Source organism: Marinobacter sp., from assembly GCF_033722735.1.
GTDB lineage: Bacteria > Pseudomonadota > Gammaproteobacteria > Pseudomonadales > Oleiphilaceae > Marinobacter.
Window position 1 is genome coordinate 303,073 of sequence record NZ_JAWVYN010000002.1, and the last position, 23,734, is coordinate 326,806.

The following is a 23,734-nucleotide window of genomic DNA, read 5'->3' on the forward strand; positions in this document are numbered from 1 at the left end:
CAAGAGAGAGAACGATGAACCGGCTTTCCTTTGGTCAGAAACTGCTTACGTCCTTTGGTGTCCTGCTGATCCTGGTGATTGGGCTCTACGCGATCATCAGTGACATGCGATTGAAACAGACCACGCAAACCTACGCCAACGCGCTGATAGAAGACGCCGTTGCCCAGAGCACGGCAAGCATTGCCGAGTGGTTGAACACCAAGCTGGCAACCACCGAGGCCGTGGCCGAGGCCCTGGCTTCGGCCAACAACGATATCCAGGCCCGGGCCATTTTGCAGTCGGCCACCGTCGGGGTCGGCTTCAAGGATGTCTACGTGGGTCAGGATAACGGCAACATGCTGATGCGCAATGATGAAACCGAAGCGACGCTGCCGGCCGATTACGACCCGCGGGTCCGGCCCTGGTTCCGTCTCGCCAAGGACCTCGGCCAGGCATCCTTCACCGAACCATACCTGGACGCCGGGACTCGGGAAGTCATCATCTCTTCCCTGGCGCCGGCGCCCCGCGGCCGTTACGCCGGCGTGGTGGGCGGTGACATCACCCTCGACAGCGTTGACCGGATCCTGGCCACGGTCAACCTGGCACAAACCGGCTACGCCACCCTGATCGCCCGCGACGGCACGGTGCTGTACCATCCCGATCGCGACCGAGTCGGCAGGAGTATCAGCGAGCTGCTGGGCGAAGAGCCGGATCTGGACGGTACCCAGAATCGCTACACCATCGACGAACAACCCTGGCTGGCCACCTTCCACGAGATCGAGGGAGCGAGGGCGGTTGACTGGTACCTGGGCGCCTTCGTCAACGAGGAGTTGCTGAACGCCCCCCTGGTGGAGGCCCGCACCACCGGTGTGATTGTGGCCCTGGTCTCGCTGGTGATCACGCTCATTGTGCTGCACCTGGGCATACGGTTGCTACTGAAACCCGTGACCAGCCTGGGCACCGCCATGGCCGAGATTGCCAGCGGGGATGCCGACCTGACCAAGCGCCTGACGGTGACCAGCCAGGACGAATTCGGCCAGTTGGCGGACAACTTCAATAACTTCGTTGCCAATCTCCAGACGGTCGTGTCAGACATCAAGCAGGGCGCCGAGAACCTGGCCGACGGCGTCGTCTCCCTGCGGCAGACCTCAAGCGCCAGCCGCCAGAGCGTGGAGGGACAGCAAACGGAAATCGACATGATTGCCACGGCGATCAATGAAATGTCGGCCGCTGCCGGGGAAATTGCCCAGAACGCCCAACAGACCGCGGATGCCGCCAATGCCGCAGATGATGATTCCAGGGCCTCGCTGGAGACGGTTGCCGCGTCCCGGGACGCTGTCCGTCGCCTGTCCGAAGAAATCGGCTCCGCCGCCACGGTGATCGACACGCTGGGCAAGGATGTCAGCGAAATCACCACGGTACTGGAAGTTATCCAGGGCATTGCCGAGCAGACCAACCTGCTGGCACTGAACGCCGCAATCGAGGCTGCACGCGCCGGCGACGCGGGCCGCGGCTTTGCTGTGGTCGCGGATGAAGTGCGTAACCTGGCCAAGCGAACCCAGGACAGCACTGAGGAAATCAACAACATGATCGAGCGCCTGCAGAAGGGGGCCGCCGATGCGGTGGAGGTCATGCAGGCGTCAACCGCAGTCTCCAACGTCAGTATGGAGAAGGCACAGGACGCCATGGAGACCCTGAACCGTATTGCCGAAGCCATCACCTCCATCAGTCAGATGACGTCGCAAATTGCGACCGCCTCCGAGGAGCAGACCTCGGTGACCGAGGAACTGAACGCGTCGATCACCCGGATTGCCGACCAGAGCCAGGAGGCCGCGGCGGCCGCCAGCGAGAACGACGTCCACAGTGGCCGGATCGAGTCCGTGGGTCTGGCGCTGAATCAGAACGTGGAACGGTTCAAGGTTTAGTAAGCATCAATTCGGGTGCGCAGGGACTCAAGTGCCTGCCGCCCGACATCCATGGAATCCCCGCTAAGGTAGGGGTTGTCGAGCACCAGGATCTTTCGCCCGGAGAGGTTCAGGTTCTTGAGTGCCTGGCCGAAGTAGCTATCCAGGAAGCGCCCGAAACTGCCATCCTCGATCGCGCGCTCCATGCCCAGCTGCAATCGGTGCGCGGTGTCATGGTCCTCGGGTGCGACAAAGAAATAGGACAGCATCGGGTAGGTGATCAGCAGAGAGGGCTCGATCACCAGTTGCGGGTCGTCTTCCAGCTCCAGGTCGAATATCACTTCGCTGACGCCGCGGGCAAAGCAGTCAAAACGCCGGTTCTTGAGCATCAGGAACAGGGTTTCATAGCGGGAATGGGAGATCACGTCGATGCCGTTAACCTGCAGCACTGTCGTATCCGGCCAGTGCAATCCCTGGCCAATGCGAAGCCCCCGCGCCCGCAAGTCCTCGATCCCTTCCACGCCCTCGAACCGGTCAACCTGATCTTTCATCACCACGCAGACCCGAAAACCCAGTAGCCCGCCGTCAATGGGGATGGGCACAGCCCCCAGCTCCTTCTCACGCTCCACCGACGTCGCCACCGCCGCGATATCCAACACCTGCGTCCCCTCGCCCCCGCGGGTCAGTTCCCGCAAGGCTCGCCCCTGGACCATTTCAGCACTGCGCTGGATGCTAAAGGGCCCGTATTCCGGCGTCTTTTCCATCGCGAGCTTGACCAGCGCATAGATGGCGGGGCTATCGTAATTCCGGTACCAGAGAATGTAGGATTTCTGGGTGGGGACGTGATAGACGGCTTTCTCGGTGTTTGACGTTGCGGCCTTTACGCTGCAGACAAATACCAAAGTTAGGAGATAGACAAGTCCACGGACAGGACGTGTCAAGGATACTTCAAGTGCCCACAGCCTCATGCGATTTCAGGCTCCTTCCTGAACTGACTTCAGCTTGAATCTATGACATGCCTGCCATGTTTAGCGGCGACATCGAACTCCACCCGGTTAAACAGTTGCAAAAGTTCGTAGGTGGCTACATGGTGTTCCCACACAATAACACTAAATTCAGGGAGCACAATGACACTGGTCAATCGAATGATGGAGCTGGCTGGCCAATGGGCCGCCGAATCCGACAACACCGTCAGCATAACCCAGCCACTGGCGTGGCTGCGCCGGACGTCCAGCTACATTGCGATCAACCGGATGATCGGGCTGGCCATTCCGTTCACCCGCCGCAACGGCTTCTGGCTTGAGGCGCTGTCACCGGGCTACGTGCGAGCCAGCATCGCCCTGCGGGGCAACCGCAATCATTTCGGGAGCCTGTACGCCGGCGCGTTTTTCCTGGTGGCGGAAATTCCGGGCGGGGTGATGACCCTGTTTGACCTGGGGCCGGAATACATTCCCATCCTCAAGGAAATGACTCTGAAGTACCATCAGCCGGCCCGCTCCGATGTCACCGTGGAGTTCAGTATCAGCGCGTCACAACTGGCCGCCTTGAGGGAAGAGGCCGACCGCACGGGAAAAGCGGCGTTCACGCTGGAAGGTCAACTGGTGGATGCGGCAGGGGAACATGTCGCTACCTCCGTCGCCCAGTACCGCATCCGGAAACAGGGAACGGCCCCGGTGCCGACCGGATCAGGCTGAGTCTTTCCCCGCCAATACCGCGAGGAAGGTGTCACCGTACTTGTCGAGCTTCGCAGCACCGACGCCGGTGATGCCGGCAAACTCTTCCATGGTGCGGGGCTGCCGCTCGAGGATCTCCAGCAGGGTGGCATCGTGGAAGATGACATAGGGCGGCACCCCTTGCTGCTCCGCCAGGGCCTTCCGACAGGCGCGCAGGGCTTCCCAGCCTTCCGGGTCCTGAATATGTTGCTGAACCCTGTCACGGGAACGGGAGGAGCGGCTGCTGCGCTTGACGGCCGGATCCTTGCGCAGCCGCAACTCGCGCTCGCCTTTGAGCAGGGGGCGACAGTCCTCGGTCAACTGCAGGGCGCCATAGCCGTCCGGATCCGCCCGCAGGAACCCATTGGCCACCAACTGCCGGAACACCGACTTCCACTCATTGGCGCTGAGGTCAGTGCCAATGCCATAGGTTGAGACCTGATGGTGGCCCGCCTGTCGGATCCGCTCGTTGTCGACGCCTCGCAGTACGTCAATCAGGTAGTTGACGCCATAGCGCTGGCCGGTGCGAAAGACACAGGACAGGGCTTTCTGTACGGCCACCGTGCCATCCCAGGTTTCCGGGGGCGTCAGGCAGGTATCGCAGTTGCCGCAGGGTTGTTCCAGGGTATCCCCGAAGTACCGCAGCAGTGCCTGCCGGCGGCAGGAGGTGACCTCACACAGCCCCAGCATGGCGTCCATTTTCTGGCGTTCAATGCGCTTGAACTGATCGTTGCCCTGGGAGCCTTCCAGCATTTGTCGCAGTTTGATCACATCCTGCAGACCGTACACCATCCAGGCGGTGGAGGGGTTGCCGTCCCGCCCAGCGCGGCCGGTTTCCTGGTAGTACGCTTCCAGGCTTTTGGGCAGATCCAGGTGGGCGACAAAGCGGACGTCGGGCTTGTCGATGCCCATGCCGAAGGCGATGGTGGCCACGACGATGACGCTGTCTTCGCGCAGGAATCGTTCCTGGTGCTCTGCCCGAAGCTCTGCGGGCAGGCCCGCGTGGTAGGGCAGTGCGGTATAGCCTTTGTCCTCGAGCAACCGTGCCGTCGCTTCCACCTTGTTCCGTGAGAGGCAATAGACAATGCCGGACTCATCCTCATGTTCAGACTTAATAAAATCCAACAATTGCTTGTTTGCATTTACTTTTGGCGTAATGCGGTATTGAATGTTGGGACGATCGAAACTGCTGATGAAGTGACGTGCTTCGGTCAGGGACAGGCGCTCGGCAATCTCCCGCCGGGTGCGTTCGTCGGCGGTGGCAGTGAGGGCGATGCGGGGAACCTGGCGGAACTCGTGGGCCAGAATGTCCAGGCCAAGGTAATCAGACCGGAAATCGTGCCCCCATTGGGAGACGCAGTGGGCCTCGTCGATGGCGAACAGGGCGATCGAGGTATGATGCAGCAACTCCAGGGTCCGGGGCTGTAACAGCCGCTCAGGGGCGCAATACAGCAGGTCCAGCTCACCCGTCATCAGGGCGTTTTCGGTATCACGGGCCTCCTGGAGATCCATGGTGGAATTCAGGAACGCCGCCCGCACGCCCAGCTGGCGAAGCGCGGCAACCTGGTCCTGCATCAGGGCAATCAGCGGGGAGACCACAATGGCGGTACCGGGGCGCACGAGGGCCGGCACCTGATAGCACAGGGACTTACCACCGCCGGTGGGCATCAATACCAGTGCGTTACGACCTGCCACCAGCTCCCGGATGATGTCCTCCTGCAGGGGACGAAACCGCTCGTAGCCGAATACCTGCTGCAGCACTGCCTCGGGATTATCACGAAGGGTGTCGGGTTTGGCCGTGGTAAGTTGCTGAAAGTCCATAGATACGGCTCGTGGTTGCAGTCGAGGAAGTGGGCTAGCGAGTTTGCTGCGGCATGATACCAGAAAGGGGAGCGGCAATTGAGGCAAGTGTTGTATTTAGGCGCTACAATAGCGCCATTTTTTGCCGGTGGTCGCTTGTCGAACCTGGTGACCACCCGGCACCAGAACGCTACCGTAGAGTGGCCAGGCGCTTAACTGGCCGGCATTGTTAACAACAGGATTCACATGCAGGAATTTGACGCCATCCGCCCCTATTCGGACGATGAAACGGAACCGACCTTTCACCGTCTGGTGAACGACGCCGAGTTTCTCGACCTGATTGCACGGTTCAAGTTTCCGACCCTGAGCCGCTGGCTGCCCCGCCTCGTCCGCCGTCGAGTTCGGGGTTGGCTGACGGATAACTTTGGCGGCATGAAACGGATCGACGATGTCCAGGCCAAGCTGTACCAGTACGTGGAGGAGTTGGTGAGCCACACCACCACGCGAGTCACCTTCAGCGGCCTGGAACGGCTGGAGAAGCACACCGCGCATCTGTTCATCTCCAACCATCGCGACATCGTGTTCGACCCTTTGGTCGTCAACTACCTGCTGTTCAGCCACGGTTACGCTACCACACGCATCGCAATCGGCGACAACCTGCTGGAAAACCGTGTTTTTGCCGAGTTGATGCGGCTCAACAAGAGTTTCGTGGTTCGGCGTAACCTCAGCAGCCCGCGCGAGATGCGCGACACCTTCCTGACGCTGTCTTCGTTCATCAATCACAGCATTGATAGCAATCAGAGCATCTGGATCGCCCAGCGGGAGGGGCGGGCCAAGGACGGCCTGGACCTGACTGACCCCGCCATCATCAAGATGTTTTACATGAGCCAGAAAAAAAGCGGCCTGTCGTTCGCCGAGGCGATGAGCCGGTTGCGAATCGTCCCGGTTTCCATTGCCTATGAGTACGACCCCTGCGATGTAGACAAGGCCAGGGAACTGGAGACCCGTGCCCGTACCGGAGAGTACAGCAAGCGTCCTGGCGAGGACACCGAGCAGATCATCAAGGGGCTGACCGGGTTCAAGGGGCACGTTCACGTGCATTTTGGCCCCCCCATCAGCACGAGCCCCGATACGCCCAATGAACTGGCCACCCTGATCGATAACGAAATGCACGGGAACTATCACCTGCACGCCTCCAACCTGGTGGCGTATGAACAACGGGGGCAACATCCGGATGCCCGCTGCGGCCTGGGGGAGATCAGTGACGCCCTGGTAACGGCGGAAACCTGGAGTCCCGCCGAGCTGGAAGCGGCGGAGGAGGAGATGGGACGGCGTCTGGAAGCCTGCTATCCGACCTTCCGCCCATACCTGCTGGACATGTACGCCAACCCGGTCAGCAGTGCCCTTAGGGCGCAGCAATCGGAGTAATACTCTGAAACCCATGAACGACGAGGCAAACCGTGACTGAGCTCAGCTATATCAAACGGGAAACCAACCCCAACCCAACAGCCACCGTCATCTGGCTCCACGGACTGGGCGCCTCTGGCCACGATTTCGAACCCGTAGTGCCGGAGTTGGGACTGCCGGCCGACGCGGCCGTCCGCTTTATATTTCCCCACGCGCCGGAGATGCCGGTGACGGTGAACGGCGGCCTACGGATGCCTGCCTGGTATGACATCAAGGCCATGGACATTGACCGGGTTATCGACACGGAACAATTGCTCCAGTCCGCCGAGGCCGTATCCAGGTTGATCGAAGGCGAGCTGGCACAGGGCATCGACAGTTCGCGGATTGTGGTCGCCGGCTTTTCACAGGGCGGAGCGGTGGCCTATCAGGTGGCGCTGAGCTTTGCCAAGCCGCTGGCCGGCCTGCTCGGGTTGTCCACCTACTTTGCCACGGCCGACACCGTTGAGCCGTCACAGGCCAACCGGGAGTTACCGATACAGGTCTACCATGGCGTGTACGATCCGATTGTTCCCGAGGCGCTGGGGCAAAAGAGCGTCGCTCAATTCCGGGAGCTGGGGTATGAGCCCGAGTACACCACCTACCCAATGGATCACAGTGTCTGTCTTGAAGAAATCGTTGCGATCGGCCAGTTTCTGCGTGACCGTCTCAAGCTGTAGAAAGGCCTCGAAATTCCGCATGAAAAGCAATAAACATGAAATATCAGCAAGTTGAAGATTGTTTTTACAATTTTCATCAACTTGCGGTCCGAGTCAGGGTCTGCTCAAAGTTATAGCGGAAAAATTGACATAGCTTATCTATACTTCCCCCTTACAAATCGCAACATGTACAATATTTGATCGGTATTGGCCGTGCGCGGGTGGCTGCGCAGCGAAAAAAGCCCGGGCCCCAGCAACAGGGATGCCGCCAGGGCCATAAGAAAATCAATCACCCGCGGCGTATAACAATTAGCCAGTCTATGGCAGCAAGGGGGGGTTCTATGGATTATCGTCAAAACAAGCGCATGCCCGGTCGGTTAACGCTGCTGATTTACCGCCGGGGCTTGCTGGTAGCCACCGGCATGTTGCGTAATATCAGTCAGCGTGGCCTGTTTATTTCAACCAATTGCCAGGATCTCGATCTCAACCAGAAGCTGGAAATTGAATTTCGGCTCCACGACCCAGACGCACCAGAACCACAGCGGGTATCCGCGGTGCTGGTTCACAAGAACAGCCGCGGGCTTGGGGTTGAGTTCGCAAGCAAGGAGCAAGCTGATTCACCCGAGGTGCGGTCACTACTCCGCTGGGTGAAATCCACCAACCATCTGATACCCCGGACTCCCTATTTCAGGACTGCGGCCCTATAGTTCTTTCGCTTTTCATGATTACACGTGGGCCCGGCCTGTGCGGGCCCCGTCTCAGCTGCGCCAGAATCCCGGCGACAGCACCACAATCACGCTAAGGATTTCCAGTCGGCCCAGCAGCATGCCCACGCAAAGAACCCATTTGGCTTCGTCGGGTAGGGTGGCAAAGTTGCCGACAGGCCCAATGATATCCCCAAGCGCCGGCCCCACATTGGTCAGCGAACTCAGCGCGCCTGACAGGCTGGTAATGAAGTCCAGGTGCATGGATGCGAGTACCAGCGTGAGGATCAGGAAGCACAACAGGAAAATAAACGTATAAGCGATCATCGAGGCGATGATCTCGTCGCTCACGGCTCGTCCGTTGTAGTTCCGGGTCAGTACCGCCCGCGGGTGCAGAAGGCGCATTAACTGCTCCCGGAGCACGATCAGCGAAAGCTGGAAGCGGAAGATCTTCATACCGCCGGAGGTGGAGCCGGAACACCCCCCCACGAACATCAGGAAGAAAAACACAACAAACGCCAACGAACCCCAGGCACTGTAGTCTTCAGAGGCGTAACCGGTGGTGGTCAGTATGGAAGTTACATTAAAAAGTGTCGTTATGAGCCCGGAAACCAGCTCGAAATCGTCTGACACAAGGGCGCGATACAGAGTCATCCCCAGCGTCAGCAGCAACAGCAGAGTCAGGAACAGACGCACCTGCTGATCCCGCCAAAGCACGCCCCGCTGGCCATGCATTTCCCGCACGAACAGGAAAAACGGCAGACTGCCCAGAATCATGAATACGGTGGCTTCCAAGAGCAGAAGCTGGGAATCGAACTTGCCCATGGACAGGTCGGAGGTGGAATACCCGCCTGTGGCAATGGTGGTGAGGCCGTGGTTAAACGCATCGAACAGGGTCATGCCGGATGCCCAATAGGTCAGGACGGCCACGACGGTGAATACGCAGTAGACGAACAGCAGGCCCCGGCTGAGGGTCTTCATCCTGGGCAGCGCCTTGTCAGTCCACTCCGAGGATTCGGTGGCAAATAGCCGCATGCCGCCCACCCGCAGGAAGGGCAGTACCGCGACGAACATGCCGATGATACCGATACCACCGATCCACTGCAGAACGGACCGCCACAGCAAAAGATCCTGATCCAGCTGGTCCAGGCCGGTAAGCACCGTTGCGCCGGTGGTCGTGATGCCGGAGGTGGCCTCGAAGATGGAATCGGTCACCGAAATGCCGGCATCGCTGAGATAGAACGGCAGTGAAGAAAGCAGAGCCATGACCAGCCAGCTGCTGACCGTCAGGACGAACATATAGCGGGGCTTGAGGTCCCGGGGTTTGCCGTAGGCAAGGAGAATGCCCAGCATGCCCAGGCCAAAAATCAGCCCTGCGGATTCGGCGAAGGCCACCGCATTGGGGGCATTGCCTCCCAGCAACAATAGCGGAGGCAGCGTCATAAAAATGCTCAGCAAAACGAACATGACGCTGATGATAAAGACAACGGGGTACAGGTTTTTCAAGGGACGCGCTCTAATCGGCTAACCACAGAGACGTGCGCCAGAATACCTGTGGCGCTAACCTTCTGCAATCATGGAACTGCCTGGCCGGATTGATCCGCCGGGCATCCTGGCGCACAGTAGAGGAGTCAAGGCTAACCAGGGCACTTGGGATTGAATCATCTTACGCACCTGTTTCTGGCGCCCCCCTCGATACCGGCGCGTGTTGGCGCGTTGATGGGGGATTTCGCAAAGGGCATCGTTATCACGGAGCTCCCTCCAGCGGTACGCGAGGGACTGGAACACCATCGGGCTGTGGACGCCTTCACCGACCGCCACCCGGAGATCATTGCCTGCAAGCCGCTGTTCTCCAGCCAGCGCCGGCGATTTGCCGGTGTCGCCCTGGACGTCCTGTTTGATCATTATCTGTTACGGCACTGGGCCCGCTTTTCGGATCAGGACAGCCACGACTTCATACAGCAGGCCTACCGGGATCTGGAAAAAGGCCGCAGCCTGATGCCTGAGGCCATGGCCCGGACCACCCGGCGGATGATCGACCATGACTGGTTCAACGCCTACCGGGACCTGGACAACATCGGCATGGCCCTTGACCGGATTGCCCAGCGCCTCCGCCGCCCCAACCAGTTCGCGGGCATCATCGACGAAATTCGGTCTAACGATCAGGAGCTGGAGCAGCATTTCCTGCACTTTTTCGACGATCTCACACGACATTACAACGTTTCCTGACCGACTCAGCCACACCCTCATGTGACCGTATTGACGACCCCATCAACGCACGCACCGGTGGCGCTTGTCAGCATCCGCAAAAAGGCGCAGTATCCAACCTGAATGAGCCATTCGCATTGGCCAGTCCCGTCGCGCGAAGGTCATTCCACTTCGTTTCTAGACTCGAGGGCACATGGATGAGCCGGTCTGACTGTCTGCCGTTATGCCGTATGCGTCCAGGATGTCGAATGCCTGAGCGGCTATTCGACTATCCGTAGCTGTAGGGCCTTCGCCTCAAGCACACATTGCAGGTACGGGGATGTAACAATGCAAAGGAAATTCCTCTGGGTTCTGGTTGGTATTGCCATCGCAATACCGATTGGGGCAGTCATCGTAGGGACCAAGTTCTTCCAGTTTCAGGCCATGGCGGAGGCGGGTGCGAAGTTCGTCATGCCACCGGAGCCGGTTAATGTCATGGCTGCCCGCGAGATCGAGTGGTATCCGAGGCTGTCATCGGTAGGGTCGGTGACGCCAGTCAGGGGGACGACCGTCAGTACAGAAGCCGAAGGTGTGGTGAGTCGCATCAATTTCCAGCCTGGTTCACAGGTGCAGCCGGGCGACATCCTCGTCCAGCTCGACACCCGTGTCGAGCAAGCACAACTGCATTCGGCCAACATTGCTGCCGAATGGGCCCGGATTCGGTACCACCGTGCCCTGGAACTGAGCAAGACCCGCAACATTTCCCAGGCAGAACTGGATGCCGCGACCAATGAGTTGCAGCAGACGGAGGCCGAAATCCGCTACTTGAAAGCCCTGATGGAGCGCAAGACCATCAAAGCGCCATTCGCGGGCAAGGTTGGGATTCTCCAAATCAGTGAGGGCAGCTACCTGAGTAAAGGCAGCCCTGTGGTATTGCTGCAGGCGCTCGACCCGATATTCGTCGAGTTTTCGCTGCCGCAGCGCCACATCGGGGTGGTGCGGGAGGGGCTGGATGTGCTGGTGACCACCGATTCTTACCCGGGGCATGTATTCGAAGGGAAGGTTACTGCAATCAACCCTGTGGTTGATTCGGCCACCCGCAATGTCCGCCTGCAGGCCACGCTCCGCAATCCGGCCAGGCTCTTGCGGCCGGGAATGTTCGTGTCATTGGACCTCAAACTGGCCCAATCCGAGAGAGCCTTGATGATACCCGCCACCGCCGTTCAGTACGGGCCACGGGGCAACACGATTTTCATTGTCGAAGAAAATCCCAACGAGTCATCCGGCGACAGGTTCGTAAGGCAGCAGGCAGTGGAGCTGGGCGACCGGATGGGGGACTTCATCATCGTGACCGATGGGGTTGCAGAAGGGGAGCAGGTCGTCACGACTGGCGTGTTCAAGCTCCGGTCCGGCATGAGTGTGGTCATCGACAACCGCCTGGCCCCGGAATTCAGCCTGGCACCCAACCCCGACAACACGTGAGCTCGCCATCGTCATGAAAGCAATTACCGACATCTTCGTCCGTCGTCCGGTATTGGCGCTGGTGGTTAACATCGTCATCGTCATTGCTGGAATCCAGGCCTGGAACAGCCTGAGTGTCCGACAGTACCCCCAGAGTGAAAACGCCTCGATCGTGGTGGCGACCCAATATATAGGTGCCAGCGCCGACGTCGTCAGGGGATTTGTGACCACGGCCATCGAACGCGCCATCGCCTCCGCCGATGGCGTGGATTACATCGAGTCCAAGAGCCTACTGGGGCTTTCCCTGGTGACCGCACGCCTGAAGCTCAACTATGACCCCACCAAGGCGCTGGCCGACATTACCGCCAAGGTCAATGAGGTGCGCAACGAGCTTCCGGCCCAGGCCCAAACGCCGTCGATAACCGTGCAGTCGGCCGACTCGGAATTTGCCGCCGCCTATCTAAGCTTTTCATCGGAGGACATGTCCCAGAGTGAGATCACCGACTACCTGGTTCGCATGGTCCAGCCCCGGCTTTCTGCGTTACCCGGGGTCCAGCGTGCGGATATCTTTGGCGCGCGAACCTTCGCCATGCGGGTCTGGCTGGACCCGGACAAGATGGCCGCGTTGGGCATCAGCCCCGTCCAGGTCCGTTCCGCCATGGCGGCCAACAATTACCTGGCGGCGGTAGGCAGCACCAAGGGGGCCTATGAACAGGTCTACCTCACCACCAACACCGACCTGCACACGACGGAACAGTTCCGCAACCTGGTCATCCGTCAGCATAACGACACCATCGTGCGTTTGCGCGACATTGCCCAGGTAGATCTCGGCGCCGAGGATTACGACACCGAGGTCCGGTTCAACGGGCAGACCGCGGTGTTCATGGGCATCTTTCCGTTGCCCAGTGCCAATACCATCGATGTGGTGCAGCGGGTTATCGAAGACCTGGAGGCGATCCAGGAAGACCTCCCGGCGGGCCTGTCAGCCAATGTGGGCTACGACGCCTCAGAGTACATCAGCAGCGCCATCCGCGAAGTGGTCGGCACCCTGACCGACACCTTGCTGATTGTCGTCATCGTGATCTTCCTGTTTCTGGGCTCCGTGCGCTCCGTACTGGTGCCTGTGGTGGCCATCCCGGTGTCGCTGATTGGAGCCATTTTCCTGATGCAGGTCTTTGGCTTTACCCTGAACCTGCTCACGTTGCTGGCAATCGTGCTGTCCGTCGGACTGGTGGTGGACGATGCGATCGTGGTGGTCGAGAACGTTGAGCGGCATCTGAGGGAAGGGCGGACGCCCGGTGCGGCGGCGGTGATCGGTGCCCGGGAACTGGTGGGGCCGGTGATTGCCATGACCATGACCCTGGCTGCCGTCTACACACCCATAGGGTTGCAGGGCGGCCTTACTGGGGCGCTGTTCCGGGAGTTTGCCCTGACACTGGCCGGTGCCGTGACGATCTCCGGCATCGTGGCGCTGACACTGTCGCCGATGATGAGCGCCAAGCTGCTGCGAAGTGCAGAGCAGGAAGAGAGGGGCTTGACTGGGTGGATCAACCACCGGTTCGACCGATTACGCGACACCTATGGCCGGGCTCTGGACCGGACCCTACAGGCGCGTCCAGCGGTCTATGCGGTGTGGGCGTTGCTGAGCCTGCTGGTCGTCCCCATGTACCTGTTCTCCCCCAAAGAGTTGGCGCCGCTGGAGGACCAGGGCTTCATGTTCGGCATCATCAACAATGCCGCCAACGCTTCCGCCGACCAGAAGAGCCACTTTGGGCGCGCCGCGGAGCAGGTGTTCCTCAATGCGCCAGAGCGGGAGCTGACGTTCCAGATTCTTATGTCCCCCTCCGATCCCTTCGCCGCCGCAATGGGGGTGGGAGGCTTCAGCGGCATGGTGGTCAAGCCCTGGGATGAACGGGACCGCTCCATCCGTGAGATTGTCCCGGAGATGCAGGCGCAACTGTCCCAAATTCCCGGGCTCCAGATCTTCGCTGCCCAACCGCCGGCTTTGCCTGGAGGCAGCAACTTTCCTGTGGAATTCGTCATCGCCTCTACTGCCGAGCCGGAGGAAATGCTGGCCTTCGCGGAACAGCTGCAAATGAAGGCGATGGAAAGTGGTCTTTTCTACTTTCCGCCGGAGATCGACCTCAAGTACGACCAGCCCCAGTCGGAAATTGTCATCGACCATGACAAGGTGGCCGCCATGGGACTGACCAATGCCCAGGTGGGGGCAGACCTGGGGGCCGCCCTGGGCGGCAATTACATCAACCGGTTCAACATTGATGGCAGGGCTTACAAGGTGATTTCCCAGGTGGCGCGAGGGGAACGCCTGACCCCCGACCAGCTCAAGGAGATTTACATTTCCGGGCCCAACAACCAGTTGATGCCCCTCAGTGCCATCGCCTCCATCCGGGACACCACCGTGCCTCGCACCCTGAACCGGTTCCAGCAGCTCAACGCCATCAAGCTGTCAGGCATGACGGCTCAGGTGGATGCCGGCCTGCAAGTGCTGGAGGAGGCGGCACAGGAGATACTGCCACCGGGCTATGCGATCAATTACACTGGCGAATCGCGACAGCTTCGGACTGAGGGGGGCAAGTTCCTGCCGGCCCTGGGCCTGGCAATTCTGATGATTTTCCTGGTGCTCGCGGTACAGTTCAATTCGTTCCGGGATCCCTTTGTCATCTTGCTCGGGTCAGTGCCTCTGGCCATGTTCGGCGCGCTCATCTTCACCGTGTTGAAGATGCCCAATCCGGACCTGCCGTACTGGACCGATGGCTGGACCACCACCATGAACATTTACGCCCAGGTCGGGTTGGTAACGCTGGTTGGGCTTATCGCGAAGAATGGGATCCTGATCGTGGAGTTCGCCAACAAGTTGCAGGAACAGGGCAGGGAGAAGTTGTCAGCCATACGGGAGGCGGCCATGACCCGTCTGCGCCCGGTGTTGATGACGTCGATGGCCACCGTCGCCGGTCACTTCCCCCTTACGCTGGTGGCCGGGCCAGGGGCAGAGGCAAGGAACTCCATTGGGTTGGTTTTGGTCGGTGGAATGGCTATCGGCACCATCTTTACATTATTTGTGGTGCCGTCTCTGTACATGCTCATCGCCCGTCAACACCGCAAGGAGGACTCGGCAATTCCGGACGTGACCGGTCAGGTGGTCGAGGGAACCTCGCCCGGATAGTCGCCATCCCGATAACTCGAGCGCCCCATCAGGGGCGCCGTGATGGTGGAATGGGCTAGTTAATGCCCTGACGCCGCATACCCTCTAGGGGGCCGCTGCTCGCGTCGTGGCTGCAGTCCGCCTGGCGCCTGGCTTTGCAGGTGCGGTAATCCACGACACAGTTACGCCCGGCTTCCTTTGCGGTATACAACGCGTAATCCGCTGCGATAAACAGGTCTTCAGGGCATGCAAAATTTGCCGAGTCCATGCTGGCAAAACCAATGCTTACCGTCAGGTCGTACGTGCCTGAGGTGTCTCTTTCTATGTTTCGCCGGACTCTCTCTGCCAAGACCGCCACATCGGAATCTGTGGCGTTGGGCAGTATCAGCACGAACTCCTCGCCACCGTAGCGGCACACCGTAAACGGCTTGCGCACCGTTGCTTTCAGGGTACCGGCCACGGCTTTCAGGGCAGCATCCCCCCGGGAATGACCATAACGGTCATTGAAGCGCTTGAAGTGGTCGATATCCAGAACCGCAAGGGCTAACGACTGCCCCTGCTGCTGGGCCCGCCCGAATTCAATCCGCATCTGGTCATTGAAATAGCGGCGGTTATAGAGCTGGGTCAGGGCATCGGTGGACGACTCGTGCTTGAGTTCATTGAGCCGGCTGGCAACCGCCAAACTCAGCAAGACCATTTCCAGCAAGGAGCCGATCTGGAAAGCGTTCTGGGTGAAAAAGTTATGGGGCAGCAACCCGAAAGTCTTCGCCATGTAGACAAGCACCCCCATCAGCAACGCCGTGAACGCAATCATGTAATAGCGCGCCGTGCCGGTTCCCCGGGACAGTGCCAGCAGACCGAGTACCACCATATGCCCGCACAGGAAAACCGTTAGGGTGGCCAGGGGCACAATCATGGAATGGTAGGCAACGAACGGCGAAATCAGCATGGTTGCCAATGAAGCCAGTTGCAGCAGATACGCGATTCGATCCGCCAGGGGCGCGATGACCTTGGTGTTGAGGATAGCGCGGGTAAACAGGGTGCCCCCGAAGAGCGAGATTGACAGCAGCACCAGCAAGGCCTTGTTGGCGAGCAGCGGATAGTCCGGCACCAGGATCTGGAAACTCAGGCCATTATGCAGCGACATATAGAGGCCGTAGCTGGCCAGATAGATCAGGTAGTAGGCGAAGGTGCGTTCGCGAACGGTCAGGAACATGAACAGGTTGTAGAACAGCAGCACGATGAAACCGCCGTAATACACACCCAGGGCGAGGTACTCCTTGCTGATCATGTTGGTGAGGTCAAGCGGGCTGTGGCTGAACAGCCCAATGTTCATGGCGCCCTGGGTTTCAAAACGCATATAGAACGTCGTTTCCGACTGCGCCGGAACCTGCACGGGAAACAGGAACAGGCGATGATCCACTGGGCGTTGATGAAAGGGAACCATATCCCCGGCTTTCAGATGCTGCCAGGTTCCATCCGGCAATGGCGACCAGAAATCCAGGTAGTCGATCAGTGGATAGTCCTGCCGAATGAAGCGGGATACCGGTTTGTCACTGGAATTCACCAGGGTGAACTTGACCCACCAGGCAGACGTGGTAAATCCGAAATTCGGGGATTCCGTTCCAACTGTCTTGAACCGGCCCTGGATATTTGCCCTGAGGATATCGCTGAAGCGGTATTCGAGGTCCGGGTCTTCCAGTAACTGGAGGTAGGGAGACAGCTCAAGGTAGGCGTGACTGGCGACATCGACCTTGTTCTCACGTTGCGAGCCATTCTCCACAGTCTGTGGCGCCGGGTTTGCCGGGTTCCAGGTCAACAGGAGAACCAGCAACAGAATGAAGTGTGGCGCCCACCGGGTCACAGGGTTTGTCGGAATGGGGAAGAGGGGTCTTGGATCCATTATTTTTTTTCGTCGCGTTATGAGCTGCCTGAGGGTGTCGGGCATAGCCTACCCGAATGCCGGGCGAGGTCGATCAATCTTATTCCATTACCTGGCTTTGGGCCTGGACAACATCAAAGTCGCCCCAGGCCAGCTGCGCGCCCTCGACGCTAACAACCTCCACCCGCCAATGTCCCAGCATGTGGCGGTCAATATACTTGCTCGAAGAGGCGCGCATGTGGTCGGAATAAGGGCGTATGGCAATGCGGGCCACCCGACGGCCTTCCCGGTGCCAGTCGTGATAGACAACCTGACCTTGGAGATCGCGGGTTTCGGTGAACAGGTACACCCGCAACAAACCGTTACCATTCATCTCAACCCTGGCGGGCAGCTGATCCACCGGTTCTTTCTCTTCCAGTGCACTGGTTAGCTGAACCCTTGAAAGGTGAGGGGAAAGTATTCTGGCCTCAGCTAAAGCTGCTTTTCGGGGCTCCGGTGCTTGCTCCTGCGGCGGTGAAGCTTCGGCAGGGATGTCCGGGGCGGCGCTTACCGGCTCGTCCGGAGACGGTGGCACTGAGTCCAAAGGCACAGGTTGCGTCTCGCCGCCGGCCAGAAGCCCAGCGGGTTGGACCTCCGCGGTGGACGGTGACGCCGGTTCCATCACTGGCCCCGGGGACGGCGCAACCGGGGGCACTGAGTCATCGGCTGAGATCCCTGCGGACGCCACCGTTCCCCGGCTCTCTTGCGTACCGGCGTACCAGCCCCAAACCACCCAGCCCAGGAGCGCCAGAACCGCACAGCACAGAACCAGGGCACAAAAAATCCGCTTCCAGTGAATAACCACGTACTCCTGGGCCTGGGGTGACGGTTGGTTTGCCGTACGACGACTGATCTGGATGGATAGGGCGTTCTTCGGTGCGTTCATTGGCCTGTCGTGATCAAGGGCGATTTTCAGTGGCGAATCAATTTACACAGTATTGCCGCGAAATGACAGACACAAAAAGGCCGTGCCCCGCTGGCGCACGGAACTTCCCTTTGGGATCGACCTCCAACCAAAAAGCAAAGACGGGGTTATGCCATGATTGGCAAGGATATTGACCGTAATACCCATCAAAGTAGGGGATCCGTACGGCTATTTCTTTGCGGCGACGTAATGACCGGCCGTGGCATCGACCAGATTCTGCCTCATCCGTCGTCACCGGAGCTGTTTGAATCCTACATGAAGTCGGCGTTGGGGTACGTGCATTTGGCCGAATCTGCGTCTGGCCCCATTTCGCGCCCTGTGGATTGGGCGTATATCTGGGGGGAGGCCCTGCCGGCCCTGGACGCCTCAGTCGTTCACCTACGACTCATCAACCTCGAAACCGCGATTACCCACTCAGATTCCCCCTGGCCTGGCAAAGCGGTGAACTATCGCATGAACCCAGCCAATATCGACAGCCTGAAAGTCGCCAGCATCACCGCGTGCAATCTCGCGAACAATCATGTGCTCGACTGGGGAGAGCAAGGATTGCTGCAAACCCTGGAGACCCTGGATTCAGCCAGAATTGCCCATACCGGCGCGGGTAAGAACGGTACGGAAGCGGGTCGGCCCGCCGTGATTGACCTGGCCGGAGGGGATCAGCGCCTGTTGCTGTTTGGCTTCGGTATGCCTTCAAGCGGCGTGGGGCATGCCTGGGCCGCTGGCGAAGACCGTCCTGGTGTGAATTTCCTCGCCAGCCTGGACGACGCCGGGTTTCGGCGAGTCTACGACGCAATGGCGCAATTCCGTGTCCCGGGCGACCTGGTTATTGTCTCCGTGCACTGGGGGCCGAACTGGGGGTTCGATATTGACCCGGCTGCACGGGACTTTGCCCATCGTTTGATCGACTCCGGTGCGGCAGATCTGGTTCACGGGCATTCGTCCCACCACATCAAGCCACTGGAAATCTATCGCAATAAACTGATTCTCTATGGTTGCGGTGATTTTCTGAATGACTACGAAGGCATCGGTGAACTTGAAGGATTTCGGCCGGACCTGGCGCTGATGTACTTGCCGACGCTGGCTCTGCAAACCGGCGAACTGGAAGCCCTGGAATTGAAGCCGTTTCTTATCCGTCGCCTGAGCCTGGCCAAGGCGACGATGAAGGATTCGGCCTGGGTGCGGAACATACTCTGCCAGGGTGACCGCTCGAACGCCCCCAGCCTTACCGTGGCTCCTGACGGCAGCCTTCACCTGGAGACCCAGCACTGACAGCCCTTGGCAACAAAAGCGGTTGACGTACCAATTTCCCCTGCTAACCTTCCGTACTGTAATCTGTTTAGGTACTTGAGCCTCAAGGAAAATCTCTCGTCGGACATTACTTGTGAAGGATCATTCGAAACTCCAGGGCTGCTTCCCACTGCACACCCGTTGCGGGCAACTCTAAGGACAGGGGGTCAATGAGAAGTTACGCCAGGAGTTGCCGCTTGCTACTATGGAAATGCCTTTTGGTCGTTCTGCTTTGTGGCGGACTGCTCCAGGCGCAGGCCTCCGTGCGTTCCGAATACGAAGTCAAGGCGGCGTTTCTCTATAACTTCACTCGCTTTATCAACTGGAACGAGCCGCCCTCAGAAGATGTTCCCCTGACGGTCTGTGTGCTCGGAAACGACCCGTTCGAGGACCTGCTGGAGCCCCTGGTGGGCCGCAGGGCTCACGGTCGCTTCTTGCAACTTCGCGCCCCCAACAGCCGTTCTGACATAGACGGCTGCCACGTCCTGTATATCAGTCAATCCGAGAGTTCGTATTTACCCGCAATCCTGGACGAGGCGACCCGTCAGGGCATGCTGACCATCAGCGACATTCCGGGTTTCGCCCAACGCGGCGGCATTGTTGGCTACGTCAAACAGGGCAACGTCATCCGATTCGAGATCAATCTCCTGGCGGCCAATGCCGCTGGACTGAACATCAACTCCCGACTGCTGGAACTGGCAGCCAAGGTGATCCGATGAACGATCAATGGCGCTGGCGGCACTGGCCGCTCCGGATCAAGCTTCTGGTCCTGACATTGCTGATCAGCACCCTGGGTATTGCCCTGGTCTGTGGCAGTCTGATCATACTGGAGAACCAAAACTACCGAGACCAGATGGAATCAGAACTGCATGTTGTCGCGTCGATACTGGCCGAGCAGTCTGCCGCAGCGTTACTGTTCGAAGACCGGGATCAGCTCCGCAGTATCAGCTCCAGCCTCCACCAGATCGACAACATCACCCAAGCCTGTGTCTATGACGCCGCGGGCACGTTACTGACGTCCCTCACCCCTCCCGATACCGATCCGTGCCCGGATCTGAGCACATCGCCGTCCATGGGGTTCGAAAAGAACGCCTATAAACTGATCGTCCCCGTGACGCTCGACGACGAACTGCTGGGGTACGTCTATATCTGCTCCCACCTGCAGGTGCTGAAGGAGCATATCCGCAACTTTGTACTGGCCGCCGTCGGCATTGGCCTGGTTATACAGTTGCTTCTGGCCATTGTTGCCTATAAGCTGCAACGCATTGTTTCAAAACCGATTATTGCGTTGTCCAATACAGCGGAAAGAATTGCCCAGAAGCACGATTACAGTATCCGTGCGCCTGTCTCCAGCCACGACGAACTCGGGCGGCTGAGTGCGACCTTTAACGACATGATCAGTACGATCCAGCTCCAGAACCAGCGAATTCTGGAAAGCCGGGATTCGCTGGAGAAGAAAGTGCAGGATCGTACTGCCCAGTTGAGTCTGGCAAACCGCGAACTGGAAGCGTTCAGTTACTCGGTTTCCCACGATCTGCGCCAGCCGCTCCGGGCCATTGAGGGGTTTAGTCAGGCGCTGGAGGAAGACTGCGAAGATCAACTGAACGATCTGGGCAAGGACTACCTCCGACGGGTGAGGGCGGCCAGTGTCCGGATGGGGAATCTCATCGATGGCTTGCTGGTGTTGTCCCGGGTCAGCCGCCAGCCGGTCGAGGCCGAGCGGGTGGACCTGACCGCGATGTTGCGGGAGATCAATGACGAACTGGCAGCGATTGGCGACTCCCTGCCCACGGAAGTCATTATTCAACCTGACATGTCAGTGATCGGCGACAGCCGGATGCTAAGGGTTGCGTTTCAGAACCTGTTGGAGAACGCCTGGAAATACAGCTCCAAAAAGGACCGGCGCCGGATAGAGATCGGTGCCCGCCAGGAATCCGACAATACCGTGGTCACGATTCGGGATAATGGCGCCGGATTCGACATGCAGTACGTCGAGAAGCTGTTTGTCGCCTTCAACCGGCTACACACTCCGTCAGAATTCGGAGGCACAGGTATCGGTCTGGCCACCGTATATCGGGTCATTCGCCGGCATCACGGTGATGTTTGGGCAGAGTCGACAGTGGGCGAGGGCGCAACCTTCCATGTTAAGTTGCCGAATTCAATTGAACAGGGCTAGACTGAAAGTTAGCTTTTCAAACAGAAGCATCAAGGAGCGCTTGATTGGCAAGGCAGCCCGTATCCTCATGATCGGTTCATGATTCGCGCTGCCAATTTTGCGGCTACACTCGAATTGGGAACCGAATTGACATGGATGGATGCTCAATCCTGCTAGTGGAAGATAACCCCGACGATCAGGTACTTACTGTCAGGGCCCTAAAGAACGCCAGCCCAAACAGCGATATTGTCGTTCTGGAAGACGGCCAGGAAGCCATTGAATACCTGTTCGGCAACACCGCTGGAAAGACTACAAACGCACTGGATGCCCTCGGTGTCGTACTGCTCGACGTCAAGCTTCCCAGGGTCAGCGGGCTGGAGGTGCTCAGAAAGATCCGTTCCTCGACCCAAACCAACTGGCTGCCGGTTGTCATGGTGACTTCGTCGGACGAGCCCGGAGAGCTTGTAGAGGCTTACCGCCTCGGCGCCAATAGTTACATCAACAAGCCCATCAATCTTCGCGAATTCACGGACCACATGAACCTGCTGGCCCGGTATTGGTTGCAGGTTAACAAAGTGCCCCGAGCCAGCTCGGTCCGAACGCTTTAAATAGGTGCCATGTGTGATTGAAACTCAGACCCGCTTGAAAATTTTGCTGGTAGATGACTCGGAGGACGATGCCTTTCTGCTCGTACGCGAGCTCAAGAAAGGCGGCGTAGACCCGGTTTACAAGCTGGTCGACACTGAAGACACCATGGCCGACGCATTACGGAGTGAGGACTGGGATATTGTGATTACCGACCATAATATGCCGGGATTCTCTTCGTTTCAGGCGCTGGAGCTCACCAAGCGCTTCTCGGCGGACCTGCCGGTGATCATCGTATCGGGCACCATAGGCGAGGGCGTCGCCGTCAGCGCCATGAGAGCCGGTGCGCAGGATTACATCATGAAAGACAACCTGTCCCGGTTGCTCCCGGCTATCGATCGCGAGGTCCGTGAAAGTTCCGTGCGCAAAGCCAAGCGGCAGGCGGAATCCACCCTTGAACACATGGCGTTCCACGACAGCCTGACAGACCTGGCCAACCGCCGTGAGTTTGAGCGACGCTTGGCGCAGGCGTTACAGGACGCCCGGGAGACCGGTCGAAGCCATGTGTTGCTGTACCTGGACCTGGACCAGTTCAAGATCATCAACGATACCTGTGGTCACATTGCCGGCGACGAGCTCCTCAAGCAGATTTCCGCGTTACTGAAGAACCACATCCGCTCGGACGACACCCTTGCCCGTCTCGGCGGCGACGAATTCGGCGTGCTGCTCAGAGGCTGTGATGCGCTCCATGCCAGCCGTGTTGCGGAATCACTGTGTGAGGAGGTCCGTGAGTACCGATTTATCTGGCAGAACAAGCCATTTTCGGTGTCCCTCAGTGTAGGCATGGTGGTCATCTCCAGCGAATACAATTCGACCTCCGAGCTCTTGAGCCACGCCGATCTGGCCTGCTACGCCGCCAAGGACCGGGGCCGCAACAACGTTCAGGTCTACACCACAAATGACAAGGACATGCAGCAACGGCATACGGATATGCAGTGGACCAGCCGCCTTCAACAAGCCTTGCAAAGCGGCAGCTTCTATCTGTGCCATCAGGAGATGATCGCCTTACAGCGCGGCGGTCAGGACGGTTTCCGCACTGAATTCCTGGTGCGCCTGAAGCAGGGGCCGGACATTGTGCCGCCAGGGGCTTTCATTCCCGCCGCAGAACGGTTTGGCCTGATGCCCAAGATCGACCGCCACATCATCGAGCTGGCGTTCAGCTATCTCGACCGCACCGGGCTCGGTCGTGAATCCGCGGGTACTTTCTTCATCAACTTGTCTGGCAGCTCGCTGAGCGATGGCGAATTATTCACCTATATCCGCAGGATGGTGGATCGCTACCGCATCCGGCCCGAACGCATCTGCTTTGAGATCACCGAAACCGCGGCCATTGCCCATTTGAACCTGACACTGGGGTTCATTCAGCAGTCCCGGGAAGAAGGTTTCCAGTTTGCGCTCGACGATTTCGGCTCAGGCATGAGTTCGTTTTCGTACCTCAAGACACTCCCGGTTGATTATTTGAAAGTTGACGGCGGCTTTGTCCGAAATCTGATGAACGACCCCATTGACCAGGGAATTGTGGATGCCTGCAATCGCGTCGGTCATGCCGCCGGACTCAAGACCATTGCAGAGTTCGTCGAGACGGAAGAGGTCAAAAGGAAGCTGGCCGATCTCGGGATCGATTATGCTCAGGGCTTTGGCATTGCCAGACCGGAACCGCTGAATGGATAAACGTTAATCCGGCGATCATGCATTCGCACCAACAGGCTCAGAGGGAGGACGGCCAATTTACCGCAGTTGTGCAGTGTCCCAGCGGTACATTCTCACATGCTTGGTGACACGTCGTCAC

General features: G+C 58.8%; 18 protein-coding genes. 13 read left to right on the forward strand and 5 right to left on the reverse strand.

What is annotated here, in order from left to right:
* Positions 1–14: 14 nt before the first annotated feature.
* On the forward strand, positions 15–1,904 hold the full coding sequence (locus tag R3175_RS03250) for a methyl-accepting chemotaxis protein (protein ID WP_318942402.1): 1,890 nt from the start codon (positions 15–17) through the stop codon (positions 1,902–1,904).
* On the opposite strand, the gene R3175_RS03255 is transcribed toward R3175_RS03250, so the two are convergent.
* Entirely contained in the window at positions 1,901–2,824 is a 924-nt protein-coding gene (locus R3175_RS03255; protein WP_318942403.1) for a hypothetical protein, read from the reverse strand. The genes R3175_RS03250 and R3175_RS03255 overlap by 4 nt on opposite strands.
* 186 nt (positions 2,825–3,010) lie before the next feature.
* Between R3175_RS03255 and R3175_RS03260 the strand changes: the two genes are divergently transcribed.
* Positions 3,011–3,577, forward strand: a complete 567-nt coding sequence (locus R3175_RS03260; protein ID WP_318942404.1) for a YiiD C-terminal domain-containing protein — start codon at positions 3,011–3,013, stop codon at positions 3,575–3,577.
* Here the strand turns inward: R3175_RS03260 and recQ are convergent.
* Positions 3,569–5,416 (reverse strand): DNA helicase RecQ, encoded by a 1,848-nt coding sequence (gene recQ, locus R3175_RS03265; RefSeq protein WP_318942406.1) that lies wholly within the window; start codon positions 5,414–5,416, stop codon positions 3,569–3,571. The two genes, R3175_RS03260 and recQ, sit on opposite strands and share 9 nt — an antisense overlap.
* A gap of 225 nt (positions 5,417–5,641) precedes the next feature.
* Between recQ and R3175_RS03270 the strand changes: the two genes are divergently transcribed.
* From R3175_RS03270 to R3175_RS03280, 3 genes are all read left to right on the forward strand, one after another.
* Positions 5,642–6,823, forward strand: a complete 1,182-nt coding sequence (locus R3175_RS03270) for a 1-acyl-sn-glycerol-3-phosphate acyltransferase (RefSeq protein WP_318942408.1) — start codon at positions 5,642–5,644, stop codon at positions 6,821–6,823.
* Positions 6,824–6,855: 32 nt separating this feature from the next.
* Complete coding sequence (locus R3175_RS03275) at positions 6,856–7,518, forward strand: alpha/beta hydrolase (RefSeq protein ID WP_318942410.1); 663 nt, start codon at positions 6,856–6,858, stop codon at positions 7,516–7,518.
* A gap of 320 nt (positions 7,519–7,838) precedes the next feature.
* Positions 7,839–8,204: a PilZ domain-containing protein gene (locus tag R3175_RS03280; RefSeq protein WP_318942411.1), complete on the forward strand. Its 366-nt coding sequence runs from the start codon at positions 7,839–7,841 to the stop codon at positions 8,202–8,204.
* Between the two features lie 51 nt (positions 8,205–8,255).
* On the opposite strand, the gene R3175_RS03285 is transcribed toward R3175_RS03280, so the two are convergent.
* Positions 8,256–9,668, reverse strand: coding sequence for a TrkH family potassium uptake protein (locus R3175_RS03285; protein WP_318942483.1), 1,413 nt, complete (start codon positions 9,666–9,668; stop codon positions 8,256–8,258).
* A 189-nt stretch (positions 9,669–9,857) separates the two neighbouring features.
* Here R3175_RS03285 and R3175_RS03290 point away from each other — a divergent pair, with 189 nt between their 5' ends.
* The 3 genes from R3175_RS03290 to R3175_RS03300 all read left to right on the forward strand — a co-directional run bounded on the left by R3175_RS03290 (position 9,858) and on the right by R3175_RS03300 (position 15,033).
* The gene (locus tag R3175_RS03290) at positions 9,858–10,430 is read left to right on the forward strand and encodes an ACP phosphodiesterase (RefSeq protein WP_318942413.1); all 573 of its coding nucleotides are present in this window, start codon (positions 9,858–9,860) and stop codon (positions 10,428–10,430) included.
* 453 nt (positions 10,431–10,883) lie between these two features.
* Positions 10,884–11,870 (forward strand): efflux RND transporter periplasmic adaptor subunit, encoded by a 987-nt coding sequence (locus tag R3175_RS03295; RefSeq protein ID WP_318942415.1) that lies wholly within the window; start codon positions 10,884–10,886, stop codon positions 11,868–11,870.
* 13 nt (positions 11,871–11,883) lie between these two features.
* On the forward strand, positions 11,884–15,033 hold the full coding sequence (locus tag R3175_RS03300; protein WP_318942417.1) for an efflux RND transporter permease subunit: 3,150 nt from the start codon (positions 11,884–11,886) through the stop codon (positions 15,031–15,033).
* A gap of 55 nt (positions 15,034–15,088) precedes the next feature.
* Here R3175_RS03300 and R3175_RS03305 read toward each other — a convergent pair whose 3' ends face one another.
* Together R3175_RS03305 and R3175_RS03310 are read right to left on the reverse strand one after the other, a co-directional pair.
* Positions 15,089–16,831 (reverse strand): diguanylate cyclase, encoded by a 1,743-nt coding sequence (locus R3175_RS03305; protein WP_318942418.1) that lies wholly within the window; start codon positions 16,829–16,831, stop codon positions 15,089–15,091.
* A gap of 163 nt (positions 16,832–16,994) precedes the next feature.
* Positions 16,995–17,819, reverse strand: a complete 825-nt coding sequence (locus R3175_RS03310; protein ID WP_318942420.1) for a DUF2914 domain-containing protein — start codon at positions 17,817–17,819, stop codon at positions 16,995–16,997.
* Positions 17,820–17,972: 153 nt separating this feature from the next.
* Here R3175_RS03310 and R3175_RS03315 point away from each other — a divergent pair, with 153 nt between their 5' ends.
* The 5 genes from R3175_RS03315 to R3175_RS03335 all read left to right on the forward strand — a co-directional run bounded on the left by R3175_RS03315 (position 17,973) and on the right by R3175_RS03335 (position 23,616).
* Positions 17,973–19,127, forward strand: coding sequence for a CapA family protein (locus tag R3175_RS03315; RefSeq protein ID WP_318942421.1), 1,155 nt, complete (start codon positions 17,973–17,975; stop codon positions 19,125–19,127).
* A 236-nt stretch (positions 19,128–19,363) separates the two neighbouring features.
* The gene (locus tag R3175_RS03320) at positions 19,364–19,864 is read left to right on the forward strand and encodes a YfiR family protein (protein WP_318942424.1); all 501 of its coding nucleotides are present in this window, start codon (positions 19,364–19,366) and stop codon (positions 19,862–19,864) included.
* The gene (locus tag R3175_RS03325; RefSeq protein WP_318942425.1) at positions 19,861–21,321 is read left to right on the forward strand and encodes an ATP-binding protein; all 1,461 of its coding nucleotides are present in this window, start codon (positions 19,861–19,863) and stop codon (positions 21,319–21,321) included. The genes R3175_RS03320 and R3175_RS03325 overlap by 4 nt, the downstream gene beginning before the upstream one ends.
* Before the next feature lie 155 nt (positions 21,322–21,476).
* Positions 21,477–21,908, forward strand: coding sequence for a response regulator (locus R3175_RS03330; protein ID WP_318942427.1), 432 nt, complete (start codon positions 21,477–21,479; stop codon positions 21,906–21,908).
* A gap of 13 nt (positions 21,909–21,921) precedes the next feature.
* Positions 21,922–23,616: an EAL domain-containing protein gene (locus R3175_RS03335; RefSeq protein WP_318942429.1), complete on the forward strand. Its 1,695-nt coding sequence runs from the start codon at positions 21,922–21,924 to the stop codon at positions 23,614–23,616.
* Positions 23,617–23,734 lie beyond the last annotated feature (118 nt).